The organism is Psychrobacillus sp. L4 (genome assembly GCF_042944905.1).
In the GTDB taxonomy this organism is placed as follows: Bacteria; Bacillota; Bacilli; order Bacillales_A; family Planococcaceae; genus Psychrobacillus.
On sequence record NZ_CP168496.1, the window covers coordinates 1,370,391 to 1,383,308 of the forward strand.

11 protein-coding genes are annotated in these 12,918 nt (G+C 35.2%); 10 read left to right on the plus strand and 1 reads right to left on the minus strand.

The genetic code is table 11. The annotated features are described in order from the left end of the window. Positions 1-132: 132 nt before the first annotated feature. The 3 genes from ACEPXG_RS06340 (at position 133) to ACEPXG_RS06350 (ending at position 2,888) form a co-directional block, all read left to right on the plus strand. Positions 133-645 carry a hypothetical protein gene (locus ACEPXG_RS06340; protein WP_391208556.1) on the plus strand — a complete coding sequence of 171 codons (513 nt, stop codon included), beginning with the start codon at positions 133-135 and terminating at the stop codon, positions 643-645. A gap of 621 nt (positions 646-1,266) precedes the next feature. Further along, a complete protein-coding gene (locus ACEPXG_RS06345; protein WP_391208558.1) occupies positions 1,267-2,730 on the plus strand; it encodes a tetratricopeptide repeat protein in 1,464 nt (487 codons plus the stop codon). Between the two features lie 5 nt (positions 2,731-2,735). Next, positions 2,736-2,888 carry a hypothetical protein gene (locus ACEPXG_RS06350; protein ID WP_391208559.1) on the plus strand — a complete coding sequence of 51 codons (153 nt, stop codon included), beginning with the start codon at positions 2,736-2,738 and terminating at the stop codon, positions 2,886-2,888. A 632-nt stretch (positions 2,889-3,520) separates the two neighbouring features. On the opposite strand, the gene ACEPXG_RS06355 is transcribed toward ACEPXG_RS06350, so the two are convergent. Next, a complete protein-coding gene (locus tag ACEPXG_RS06355; protein ID WP_391208562.1) occupies positions 3,521-5,206 on the minus strand; it encodes an NFACT family protein in 1,686 nt (561 codons plus the stop codon). Between the two features lie 326 nt (positions 5,207-5,532). Here ACEPXG_RS06355 and gmk point away from each other — a divergent pair, with 326 nt between their 5' ends. The 7 genes from gmk (at position 5,533) to rsmB (ending at position 12,899) form a co-directional block, all read left to right on the plus strand. Next, entirely contained in the window at positions 5,533-6,153 is a 621-nt protein-coding gene (gmk, locus tag ACEPXG_RS06360; RefSeq protein WP_151699421.1) for a guanylate kinase, read from the plus strand. Next, the gene (gene rpoZ, locus ACEPXG_RS06365) at positions 6,154-6,378 is read left to right on the plus strand and encodes a DNA-directed RNA polymerase subunit omega (protein ID WP_151699422.1); all 225 of its coding nucleotides are present in this window, start codon (positions 6,154-6,156) and stop codon (positions 6,376-6,378) included. A 75-nt stretch (positions 6,379-6,453) separates the two neighbouring features. Next, on the plus strand, positions 6,454-7,662 hold the full coding sequence (gene coaBC / locus ACEPXG_RS06370; RefSeq protein WP_391208564.1) for a bifunctional phosphopantothenoylcysteine decarboxylase/phosphopantothenate--cysteine ligase CoaBC: 1,209 nt from the start codon (positions 6,454-6,456) through the stop codon (positions 7,660-7,662). Next, entirely contained in the window at positions 7,659-10,070 is a 2,412-nt protein-coding gene (gene priA, locus ACEPXG_RS06375; RefSeq protein WP_391208566.1) for a primosomal protein N', read from the plus strand. The genes coaBC and priA overlap by 4 nt, the downstream gene beginning before the upstream one ends. 23 nt (positions 10,071-10,093) lie before the next feature. Beyond that, positions 10,094-10,582, plus strand: a complete 489-nt coding sequence (def, locus tag ACEPXG_RS06380) for a peptide deformylase (protein WP_391208568.1) — start codon at positions 10,094-10,096, stop codon at positions 10,580-10,582. Further along, positions 10,579-11,520, plus strand: coding sequence for a methionyl-tRNA formyltransferase (gene fmt, locus ACEPXG_RS06385; RefSeq protein ID WP_391208570.1), 942 nt, complete (start codon positions 10,579-10,581; stop codon positions 11,518-11,520). Before def ends, fmt begins: the two co-directional genes overlap by 4 nt. After that, positions 11,517-12,899: a 16S rRNA (cytosine(967)-C(5))-methyltransferase RsmB gene (gene rsmB / locus ACEPXG_RS06390; protein ID WP_391208573.1), complete on the plus strand. Its 1,383-nt coding sequence runs from the start codon at positions 11,517-11,519 to the stop codon at positions 12,897-12,899. The genes fmt and rsmB overlap by 4 nt, the downstream gene beginning before the upstream one ends. Positions 12,900-12,918: the final 19 nt, after the last annotated feature.

Consider the following 12,918-nt stretch of genomic DNA (forward strand, 5'->3'; position numbering starts at 1 on the left):
TTTAAAAATAAGGATAAATTGAAGACTACTGAAAGTCTTTGACTGACATAAATATTTAAGACAGAAAATTTTTATAACTGGTTGAGTTTAGTATTGACTTACATTTTTTAATAAAGAGGTGGAAATGGAGCAATGGCTTTTTTAAAACTTAGAAATGGAAATTACGTTTTTCTCACTCATGAGAAACAAAAAAATATAGATTCATTTATTTTTGAAGAAAATAAAGACTATCCATTAATTTCTTTTAGTCATCACACATCAAAATTACAAAATAAGTTAAGAACAGAATATTTAAATGACATATATTCAGAATCCATTAATAAAATTAGTGAAAGAGAAGACTATTGGAGCGTTATTGAATTGGAAGGAGAAGAAGCACAAGAAAATGTGACAGATCTCATCATTGATTATTGTGCGGAGTATCCAAACATGAGGGTGGACAAAGTTAAGATAAATGAATCAATATTTGAAACAATATATCGAAATATGGCTACCTTCGATGATTATTATTATCCATTAGGAAAGCTAATAAGATTAACTACGGTACATATTGATTTGAAAGGGGACACTTTTTTCGATTTTCTAAAACGGAAAAAAAATATGTCACTACAATGGATATATTTATTAACGATATTGAAAAAATAGAGGGAGTACCTAGAGATTTCATTATTTCATTAAAAAATCTTCAAATTAGGTTTGTTAATGGGCATATAAATTTACAAATGATAGATTTTGGAGACGATTCTACAGATACTAGGCCGGGATAATTTCCGATTATATTTAATTTATTTCTAAGTATCGATAGGGGTTAATACCTGGTAGGAAATTTTCTTTGTAAACAATTTCTAGATGTGTATAATAAATATAAATATTCGAAAATAATAATAGCTTTAAATAGATCAAACAAAAAATATGTAATAACTACAAGATGTCGTTATATACTATGGACATCATACAAATAGAAAAGCTTTTAGAAGAGAATGATTTTAAACTAACAATAAAAAATAGCGAGCGAATCATTTTCTGTATGTTTTCACTTGACAGTTACATGCAAAATAAGGACTCTTTTTTACAATTTGTTCTAATATTGAATTATCTGGATAAATTTATTTTGATAGTTTATGATTATTTTAGTGAAACTGTTGAAGAGTGGTGTAGAGGATGAATTTGTGCAAGGTTTGCGGTTCTATAATTAGCAATTATTTTTGTCAAATACTTCAAAATCATATATGTACTAATTGTTGTAATCAATTTCAACTTTGTAAATTGGATAAATGGGATCAAATATTAGAAGAGGACGTCGACATAGATGAACTTAGTGAAAAATGTTTAAACTGCAAAGGTTTAACTAGAAATATAAATGAGGAAATTGGGAATAATGGTTTTTATTCGATGACCTCATTTACTTATAAGGATAAGTATGTATTTAGTAGTACTCCTGGGGATTTATTTAATAAGAAAAGAATAGTATTATTAGAAGATTTTAATGAAGATCTAGACGCTAAATACTATTTGGCTGAAAGTTTATATGGTATTGGTAGATCGGAACAAGCTATTGAATTATTGAAATACATACAGATTCAATGTGAGTCTATAGAAGTTCTTATACTACTAGGAAAAGCATATATATCCTTAGGAGATTACAATAATTCAGAACTGTGTTTTAGAAATGCCCTTAAATATGATTTTAATAATGCTCTAATATATAGACAACTTGGGGATGTATGCCAATATAAAGGAGATTATATTAGTAGTATTCATTATTACCAACAATCTTTGGATAATTTTGGTCTAGCAGTTTCATATTCAAAAATAGAAAATTATGGAAAAGTAATAGAATATTCTAATCACTATTTAGAACAAGAATACGATTGGGAATCTTTAAAAATTATAGTTACAGAACAACGTGAAGGTAAAGTTAATTACATGAATATTGACTATGACATTTTTGCGTTTTCAACATTATATCAATTAATGTCAATTAGCTATTTAGAATTAAACAACTTAGATTTGGCTCTACAATATATTGACCGTGCCGTAGAACTTAATAATAAGGATGTCTCATTCGCAAAGATACAAGGTATAATTATTGGTCGAAAACATGGCCAAGGTGAAATAGTAAAATACGAAGAAGATATAAAAATGTTAAAGGCTTATGCAGAACTTCGTGCAAGTAGTATTACAACATTAAAATCATTTTCTCCTGATGAGCAGGTTATTTTGTATACAGGAAATCAAGATGATAACGTCAAAAATTTTTTGGTAAAACAAATTTTTTCTTCTTTAAGATCTATATTGCCTTTAACTAGTCATATTACTCCATCATTAGAACAAGCTGCAGATGAGGATAAGTATACTGACTTATTTAGAGCAAATATGAAATGGTTGAATGAAGTATTTGGTTGGACTACACATACACAAGATAGAGGAGGATTCACTCGGGATATTTTTGGGGTTAGGGGTGGTATTGGAGAAAGAGATATTGTAATAAAATCCCACGAAGATAAAGATTTAATGATTGGTGAAGCATTAATTCTAAAAGGTTTGGATACTACTGTCATACAAACGCATACTGAAAAACCTTTTGGTTACGATATCCAGAGCGCAAATTTCCAAATAATTATTATATGGGGTTTTTCAAAAACACCCGATAATTTATGGGGAAAATATAAAAAATTAGTTCTTTCCCGTACCAAAGGCTTTTTTTCAGTAACAAAATTGGAGAAGTAGAGGAATTGATTCCTGATATCGATAAACAAGCATTAAGAACATTTTATACTATTCATTCTACAGATCAAGAGGATATTGAAGCAACAGTAATTCATGTTTATGTGGATATTTATAATGAAATGAAGCGAAGGATTTCTGAATCTTCACGAAGAAAATAATAAATCTAAGGCGTTATTCGCGCTAAAGTAGTTACAGAACGTTAGGCCGTAGCAACATTAAAATAACTTTAGATACTGACTCGCATGTATTTCCTAATATGTGGGAGGTAGTGGCTAATCAAATTGATGCTTTACTAAAAGAATCAAATTAACAATTGCTTTTATAGCGGTATTTTAGGTAGTTAATTTAAAAAAGAGAAAAAGACAAAACACTCTTATGTATTAAGGTTTGTGGCTTATATCTAATGATAGTCCCGACTGGTCTCGAACCAACGATCCCCACCTTGCCGAGGTGAAACAAATGAGATTGTTTCCAAATACTTTTAACTTTCACTTTAGAATCGTTAATAGTAAGTAAATATAACAAAGTAAAACAGCAGCCGAAATTGTATCTTTGGCTGCTAAATTTATCTATAGAATAGAATCTATTCTTTCATTCGAAGTGGAACTAAAAAACTAACGCTGTGGTTGAAGGAATGCGATGGACGCACTTAAGCCACAGAATTTCCGGAAAGAAAAGAGCCGATGGCAGTGATAGAGTCACTTCCATCGGCTTCTTCATCCTCTAGGTAAAGGTATAGCATATTTGCAATCCATAGCAAATCGGAAACCACCTCGTCTCCAAGAAATTTCTATTTCTTCATCAACCGAATCTTCTCCTCATCCGGAGTAACAAACACCGTAGTCTGCTCAAAATAAATCACAAACCCCGGTTTAGCCCCACTTGGCTTCTTCACTTGCTTAATCACAGTATAATCCACCGGCACCGAAGCAGACTCCCGAGCTTTACTAAAATAAGCGGCAAGATTCGCTGCTTCAAGTAATGCTACTTCCGATGGATTATCGGAATGTATAACAACATGGGATCCTGGGATATCCTTGGTGTGAAGCCATGTGTCCGATTTTTTAGCTAACTTAAATGTAACAAAATCATTTTGCTTATTGTTTTTACCAACGGAGATTTCTGTGCCATCTGATGCAAAGAATTTTTCAGGTGTTGGTTTCGTCGGTTTTTTCTTCTTTTTGGAAGCACGAGCTTTTAGTAATCCTTGCTCCATTAACTCTTCTCGAATTTCTTCGATGTCGGTTGGAGATGCTTGCATGACTTGTTGTAGCAGTAATTCAAAGTAGGTAATATCTTCATTCGTAATTTTGAATTGTTGTTCAATTTTTAGTAATGCCGTTTTTGCTTTTGTGTAGCGACTGTAATAGCTTTGTGCATTTTGAGTTGCTGATTTTCGGTTATCTAAAGGAATGACAACTGTTTTTCCATCCTCATCGTAATAGTTCACTAGCTCGACTTCTTTTAGCCCTTTTTCAATTGAATAAGAGTTTGCCATTAATAGCTCTCCGTACAATTGGAATGTATCTAGTTTTTCGGCTTGTTCGAAATCTTTTTGGAGTTTTTTCATCTTCAGCTTCAATTTGTTTAATTCGTTTTGAAGCCATTTTTCTAGGTCTCCTGCTTGTTGTTTTACACGGTCGCGTTCTGCTTTGGCGAAATACACTCGATCTAATAAATTTCCTAGCGTTTCTTCGCTAAATTTGTCGCCATCTAGATGAGTTAATTCATTCGGTGAATAATACGTTTTTCCGCCTGATTCGACAATTTGTATCGCGGCTCCACCTTGTTCAAATTCCTGCATATATGTTTTGTAAATTTCGACACGATTCGCACCGTCTTGGAATCGATGAAGTAATTCTTTTGCATGTAAAGGAGAGAAACCGGAAATCTGCTCGACGATCTCATTGGATTCATTGACCGATTGAATCACTTTCAACAGTTCCTCCGAATACTCTAAGGGATGGAGCTTATTTTGAGCAGGAGGTGCAATATAGGGCTGACCAGGTAAAATTGTTCGGTAACTATTCATGGAAGGTGATAAGTGCTTTATGCTTTCCAAAATAAGATTTCGAGTTGGGTCAACTAATAGTAAGTTACTATGACGTCCCATTATTTCCATATGGATTTCTCGTGTAATATCATCTCCAATTTCGTTTTTACTTTGAATTTGGAAGATAATAATACGATCTGTTTCATGTTGGCGAATAGAAGAAATGATTCCACCTTCTAAATGTTTACGTAAAACCATGCAAAATAATGGAGGTGTTGCAGGATTGTCAATTGTTTCGTTTGTAATTTGCACACGTGAATAAGAAGGGTGTACAGAAAACAATAATTTAAAGTTCTGTCCTTGTGCACGAATTTGCATTAAAATTTCTTGTGCATTTGGTTGATGTATTTTAGAAATACGTCCCGTTACTAATTGTTGCAATTCAGTTTTCATTGAAATTGTAAATAAACCATCAAAAGCCATAATATGTCCTCTTTCAAAACTTTATTTTTTTCTGGCTCCAGAAGCCAGGTTCTCTTTTTTAATACACTTTTTTCATTTAGTTATCTAGTTTCAGCGTCTTGTCAGTACATTGAATAACTCTAAAATAGTTTTTTTTAGAAACTATTCGCTTAATCTTAAATTCATATGAAAGGATTTAGCGCGGCGGCGAATTTTATTTGCGACGAGATAATGCTTTTCTTATTATCTTATCATTTTAAATGAAACTTGTGTTATAATGTGTTAAGTATGTAAACTGTTATAAATGTACAGGCAAACGGAGTATGCATGTATATGAAGGAGACATTATGCGAAGAGAAAAAGGTATATTGATCGTTTTATCAGGCCCTTCTGGTGTTGGTAAAGGGACAGTGAGAAAAGAATTGTTTTCAGAGCCCGGAACAAATTATGAATATTCCATCTCTATGACGACTAGACTTCCTCGTGAAGGCGAAATAGATGGAGTAGATTATTTCTTTAAGCAAAAAGAAGCGTTTGAACAGTTAATTGAACAAGGGAAGTTATTAGAATATGCCTCATATGTAGGAAATTATTATGGTACTCCGATTGATTATGTTAATGAAACACTCGATTCTGGCCGAGATGTGTTTTTAGAAATAGAAGTTCAAGGAGCAAGTGTTGTACGTCAAAAAGCTCCAGAAGCACTTTATATTTTCTTAGCTCCCCCTAGCTTATCTGAACTAGAACAGCGACTAATAGGTAGAGGAACGGAAACAGAAGATGTGATCAATTCTAGAATTCAAGCTGCTAGGCAAGAATTAGAAATGATGCATTTATATGATTATGTCGTTGAAAATGATGAAGTTGCAAAAGCATGTGCAAAAATTAATGCCATTGTTGCTGCGGAACATTGTCGACGTGAACGCGTAGAAAAAAGATATTTAGCCATGTTGGAAGGGGAATTATAAATGTTATATCCATCAGTAGACTCATTAAAAAATAAAATCGATTCCAAATATTCGTTAGTAAGTGTAGCTTCCAAAAGAGCTAGACAGTTACAAGAAGAAGGCGGCGAGCGTTTAACTTCATATGTTTCTGCTAAACAAGTTGGGAAAGCATTAGAAGAAGTAGCACAGGGTGAGCTTACGATCGAATCATCCCATGAAAATGCAATTTACGAGGACGAAGTTTAATACATTTTGAAGCAAACACCTCCCAAAGAATGAACAGTTCTTTGGGAGATTGTTGTTTAGAGGGGAGAAATTGATATGTTAACTTCTAAAAAAATTGTTGTTTGTGTGACAGGTGGTATTGCTGTTTATAAGGCGGTCGCACTTGTAAGTAAACTTACCCAAGCAGGAGCGGACGTTAGAGTAATAATGACGAAGTCTGCGATGGAATTTGTACAACCTTTAAGTTTTCAAGTAATGTCTCGAAATGATGTGTATTTTGATACCTTTGATGAAAAAGATTCTAGCGTGATTGCGCATATTAATTTAGCAGATTGGGCTGATTTAGTTATCGTTGCTCCAGCTACTGCGAATGTGATTGGCAAACTTGCTAACGGAATTGCAGATGATATGGTGACGACTACTTTACTTGCAACTACTGCAAAGGTTTGGATTGCACCTGCGATGAATGTGCATATGTATGAAAATGCTGCAGTTATACGCAATATTGCTCAACTTTCAAAAGACGGTTATTCATTTATCGAACCTTCTGAAGGTTTTTTGGCATGTGGTTACGTAGGGAAAGGCCGTTTAGAGGAACCAGAAAAAATGGTGAAGCTTGTAGAAGCTCATTTTTCACCAAAAGATTTACCTTTAAAAGGGCAAAAAGTAGTTGTGACGGCTGGTCCTACAAGAGAACTAATTGATCCTGTTCGCTTTTTAACGAATTTCTCAAGCGGGAAGATGGGTTATGCAATGGCGGAAGCTGCTGCTAATTTAGGCGCAGAAACGTTTTTAATTTCAGGTCCCGTAAGTATAGAAGCTCCGGCAAATGTTACGCTTATTCCTGTTGAAAGTGCTAAAGAGATGTACGATGCTGTAATGGAGCGATTTGACACTGCCTCCATTGTCATTAAAACTGCGGCGGTCGCTGACTACAAACCGAAAGAAGTACATAGTCAAAAAATGAAAAAGCAACTAGGGGATTCGATGATTGTTTTGGAGCGGACAAGCGATATTCTTGCAGAGCTAGGTAAGAGAAAGACGAACCAGCTATTAATCGGATTTGCTGCAGAAACAAATGATGTGATTCATTATGCAAAAGGGAAATTGGAAAAGAAAAATGCGGATTATATCGTTGCCAATGACGTGACAGAAGAAGGATCTGGATTTGGAACTGAGACAAATTCCGTCACTTTAGTAGGGAAGCATGATGTAGAAATGCATTTTGCTCATCTACCTAAAAAGGAGCTTGCACGTCAACTGCTTCAAACTATCCTAAAACTAGAAAAAGTTGAACTGAAATGATCGTAGAAGTCATTGTAGATGTGTCTGCGTATCCAATTGACCGACCATTTGACTATATCGTTCCCGACTATTTAGAGACTTTAGTTGAACGTGGGAGTCGTGTTCATGTCCCTTTTGGGAATCGTAAAGTGCAAGGATTTATAACTAATATAAAAGAACATACGGATATTGATATTACCAAGTTAAAAGAAATTCAGTCCATTATTGATGTGGAACCGGTTGTGACTGAAGAGCTCTTGCAATTATCTAAATGGCTTACGAATAAAACATTATGCTATGAAATTGATGCACTTCAAGTTATGCTACCAGCTGCTTTACGTGCTTCGTATAAGAAAAATATTAAGTTAATCAATCCTTCTGAACTGGATGAAAACTTTTTAGCTTTGTTTGGAAAAAAAGAGTCTATTTCTTATGATGTAATTGAAAAAGCTGGTTACTTGCGACAAATGAAAAAATACTTAACGCAAGGGTTTCTCCAACTGGAGACAGTCATTAAACAGCATGCCAAAGCAAAAACGATTGCTAAGTATCATGTAGTAGCGAGTAAAGAATTAATTCATGAACACTTAAGCAATCTAAGTAAGTCAGCGATTAAGCAAAAAGAATTAATGGAATGGGTATTAACTCAACAACAAACGTCTTTTACGATGGACGAAATGAAAGAAACGGCTTACGCAAATAGTAGTACGATTAAAGTATTAATAGAAAAAAATATTTTAGAAAAAGATAAAGAAGAAGTGTATCGTGAAATCTCTTCTTTAGAATACAATGACAAGGATCAAAGATTTCAATTGACGGATGAACAAGAAATAGCACTAGCTAAGATTAATCACGCTCAAAACAATGCGGAGAGCCCGACATTCCTTGTCCATGGCATTACAGGCAGTGGGAAGACGGAAATTTACTTAAATGCAATCGAAAATTCGATCTTAAAAGGAAAGCAAGCAATCATGCTTGTTCCCGAAATTTCATTGACTCCGCAAATGACACGCCGATTCAAACTGCGTTTTGGTGATCAAGTTGCTGTTATGCATAGTGGATTATCAGTCGGTGAAAAGTACGATGAATGGCGCAAAATTTGGCGAGGAGAAGTAAAAGTGGTGGTTGGTGCAAGATCCGCCATTTTTGCCCCATTTAAAGATTTAGGGCTTATCATCTTAGATGAAGAACATGAATCTACATACAAACAAGAAGATACTCCAAGGTACCATGCTCGGGATGTAGCGATTTGGCGCAGTGAGTACCACAACTGCCCCGTCATATTAGGAAGTGCAACGCCTTCACTTGAATCGTATGCACGTGCATCTAAAGGTGTTTATACATTGTTAACATTGAAAATGCGGGCGAAAGAGCAAACTTTGCCAACCGTGAATGTTGTCGATATGCGAGCAGAGCTGAAAAATGGAAATCGATCCATGTTTAGTATCGATCTAGCGGATGCTGTAAGAGAAAAGTTAGATAAAAAAGAGCAAATTGTGTTGTTTTTAAATAAACGTGGATTCTCTTCTTTTGTCTTATGTCGAGACTGCGGAACAGTTGTGGAATGTAAGCAATGTGATATTTCCCTTACGTATCACCGTGCTGGGGAGCAGCTTAAATGTCATTACTGTGGTCATGAGGAGCCAGTACCAACGAAGTGTCCGGAATGTACGAGTGAACATATTCGCTTTTTTGGGACGGGGACACAAAAAGTAGAAGAAGAAATTGCGAAATTATTTCCTTTAGCTAGAGTGCTTCGAATGGATGTAGACACAACAAGAACAAAAGGATCCCATGAGCGAATTTTAAAACAATTCGGAGACGGGGAAGCAGATATTTTACTTGGCACACAAATGATTGCCAAAGGGTTAGATTTTCCAAATATAACGCTAGTAGGCGTGTTAAATGCTGATACCACTTTACATTTAGCAGATTTCCGTGCTGCTGAAAAAACATTCCAATTGATGACGCAAGTAAGTGGAAGAGCGGGTAGGCATGATAAAGAAGGAAAAGTGTATATTCAAACCTATACCCCAGAACATTACGCGATCGAACTTTCGAAAGACCAGTTGTTTGAACCTTTTTATCATAAAGAAATGCAAGTTCGGAAACAATATGAATATCCACCATTTTATTATTTAACATTAGTTCAGGTGACTCATGAAAATGTCCTAATTGCGTCTGAATATGCAAGGCTCGCGACGGATTGGTTAAAAGCGAATCTATCGGAGCAGACAATGGTTGTTGGTCCAACAGCATGTGCTATCAGTAAGATACAAAATAGATATCGTTACCAATGTTTGATAAAATACAAAAAAGAACCCCTATTAATCGAAAAACTACAACAACTAATAAAAATTTATCGTACAGAGTGGATGAAAAAAGGAATCATCTTATCAGTTGATCTAGATCCATCCACTATTTTATAAACGGTTTGAAATGAGGAAAAGAAATGGCAATACGACCAGTTATTACACATCCAAATGAAATACTTACGACAAAATGTACAGAAGTACAAATTTTTGATGAAAAACTAGCAACACTTTTAGATGATATGTACGACACGATGATTGCTTCTGATGGGATTGGACTTGCAGCGCCGCAAGTTGGAGAAACAATTCAAGTCGCAATCGTCGACCTAGGAGAAGGACAAGAAGTTATTGAAATGATTAATCCGGAAGTCATTGAAATTGGCGGTTCTGAGATTGAAGTAGAAGGTTGTTTAAGCTTTCCAGATATTTACGGGGAAGTAGAACGTCCATTTTATGTAAAGGTGGAAGCACAAGACCGAGATGGTGCTTTATATGAATTAGAAGCAGAGGATTATGAAGCAAGAGCCATTTTACATGAAATCGATCATTTACACGGCGTTTTATTCACAACCAAAATTATACGTTATGTAGATTTGGAAGAACTAGAGAATGAGGAGGAAGAAGCATGACAAATATTATTTTCATGGGAACCCCTGCATTCTCTGCTCCAATATTAAGAATGCTTGTAGAAGAAGGATATAATGTGTTAGCGGTTGTCACGCAGCCGGATCGTCCTGTTGGAAGAAAAAAAGTATTAACTGCTCCTCCAGTAAAAGAAGAAGCTGTGAAACTTGGACTTCCAGTAATTCAGCCTACAAAACTAAAAGGTTCGGAGGAATTAAAGGAAATTATTGCTTTAAATCCAGAGTTAATCGTAACTGCTGCATTTGGACAACTATTACCAAAAGAGTTACTTGATGTACCTGAACTTGGCTGTATTAATGTGCATGCATCCTTGTTACCCGCTTATCGTGGAGGTGCGCCTATTCATCAAGCTATTATCGATGGGCAGGACAAAACAGGAGTAACGATTATGTATATGGAAGAAAAACTGGATGCAGGAGATATTATTTCGCAAAGTGAGATCTCTATCGAGCATTCAGATGATACAGGAATTCTATTTGATAAATTAAGTACGGTTGGTTCCGATTTATTAAAAGAAACGTTACCTTCCATTATTTCCAAAACAAATAACCGCGTGATACAAGATGAATCTCAAGTGACGTATGCCAAAAATATTTCACGTGAGCAAGAAAGAATCGATTGGAACAAATCCGCACTAGATATCCACAACCAAATACGTGGGTTGCACCCATGGCCAGTTGCTTATACGACGTTAGAAGAACAATCCGTTAAAGTTTGGAAAGCAGATACAATTCAAGTCAATACAAAAGAACAACCAGGAACTGTTGTGCAAATAGAATCGGATTATTTTGTTATTCAAACAGGTTTTGAAGAAGCAATTCGAATAAATGAATTACAACCAGCTGGAAAAAAGAAAATGTCCGCAGTTGATTATTTGCGCGGCGTAGGTTCGAAATTGCGAATAGGAGATACATTTGAATGACAAAAAAACCAGAAAAAATTTGGACAGGTAATGTTCGTGATGCAGCACTTACAATATTAATGGCCGTTGAAAAGCAACAAGCTTATAGCAACTTATTATTACATCAAACGATTGAAAAATATAATATTGAAGATAAAGACCGTGCATTATTAACTGAATTAACGTATGGCACAATTCAATACAAAATGACTTTGGATTATTATTTACAACCATTTATCAAAGGAAAATTAGATGATTGGGTTTTACAATTACTTCGTCTTTCGTTATATCAAATCCATTACTTATCACGAATTCCGGATCACGCAGCTGTGAATGAAGCGGTTAATATTGCCAAAAGAAGAGGACATAAAGGGATTTCCGGTACTGTAAACGGGATTCTTCGTTCTATTTTAAGAGAAGGTGTTCGTTCTACTGAAGAAATTAAAGATGAGTTAGAAAGGCTTTCTATTGAAACAAGTCATCCTCTTTGGATGGTGAAGCGATTTGTTTCAGCGTATGGTTTTGAAAAGACTGCAATAATGTTAAAAGAGAATAACGAACCCCCTGTGACTACGCTTCGTGTCAATTTATTTAAAAGAACGGTGGAACAAGTACTTCATTTATTGACACAAGAAGGATATGTCGTTGCCCAAAGCGAAGTTATTCCTGAGTGTATTTATTTATTCAATGGTCAAGCTGCTAAAACGACTGCATTTCAAAAAGGCTTTGTGACAATTCAAGACGAAAGTTCGATGATTCCTGCGTATGCACTTCAAGTAGAACCGGGAATGACCGTACTTGACATGTGTTCGGCTCCAGGAGGAAAAACGACACATATTGCAGAAAAAATGAAAAACAGTGGAAAGCTCATAGCGATGGATATCCATCAGCATAAACTAAAACTAGTGAAAGAAAATGCGGAAAGACTAGGCTTTAGCTTTATCGAAACGGTAGAAATGGATGGTCGTAAAGCAACGGAAGTTTATCCGGAACAAAGTTTTGATCGTATTTTAGTGGATGCACCATGCAGTGGTTTAGGTGTAATGAAGCGAAAACCAGATATTAAATACACAAAAAATGAAAAAGATTTTGCATCACTTAAACCAATTCAACTGAATTTATTGGATGAAGCATATAAACTGCTTAAACAAGATGGTCTGTTAGTTTATAGTACTTGTACAGTGGATCGAGATGAAAATGAAGGAACGGCTAAATTATTTTTAGAAGCGCATCCTGATATGCAACTTCAACCATTTCCAGACGTTATTAAAAGTATAAAAGAACAAGAGCAAGAAGGAATGCTTCAACTATTTCCACAGGATTTAAGAAGCGATGGTTTTTTTGTTTCGGTCTATAGAAAAGCAGAAGGCCCCCTCGAGCGGCTAGTGACAGGAGACTAGACAGGTTCTGTATAGAAAA

Coding starts and splice junctions, on each gene's coding strand:
- coaBC (WP_391208564.1), top strand. CDS start 6,454: ATGTTAACTTCTAAAAAAATTGTTGTTTGTGTGACAGGTGGTATTGCT.
- fmt (WP_391208570.1), top strand. CDS start 10,579: ATGACAAATATTATTTTCATGGGAACCCCTGCATTCTCTGCTCCAATA.
- rsmB (WP_391208573.1), top strand. CDS start 11,517: ATGACAAAAAAACCAGAAAAAATTTGGACAGGTAATGTTCGTGATGCA.
- def (WP_391208568.1), top strand. CDS start 10,094: ATGGCAATACGACCAGTTATTACACATCCAAATGAAATACTTACGACA.
- priA (WP_391208566.1), top strand. CDS start 7,659: ATGATCGTAGAAGTCATTGTAGATGTGTCTGCGTATCCAATTGACCGA.
- ACEPXG_RS06340 (WP_391208556.1), top strand. CDS start 133: ATGGCTTTTTTAAAACTTAGAAATGGAAATTACGTTTTTCTCACTCAT.
- rpoZ (WP_151699422.1), top strand. CDS start 6,154: ATGTTATATCCATCAGTAGACTCATTAAAAAATAAAATCGATTCCAAA.
- gmk (WP_151699421.1), top strand. CDS start 5,533: ATGCGAAGAGAAAAAGGTATATTGATCGTTTTATCAGGCCCTTCTGGT.
- ACEPXG_RS06355 (WP_391208562.1), bottom strand. CDS start 5,206: ATGGCTTTTGATGGTTTATTTACAATTTCAATGAAAACTGAATTGCAA.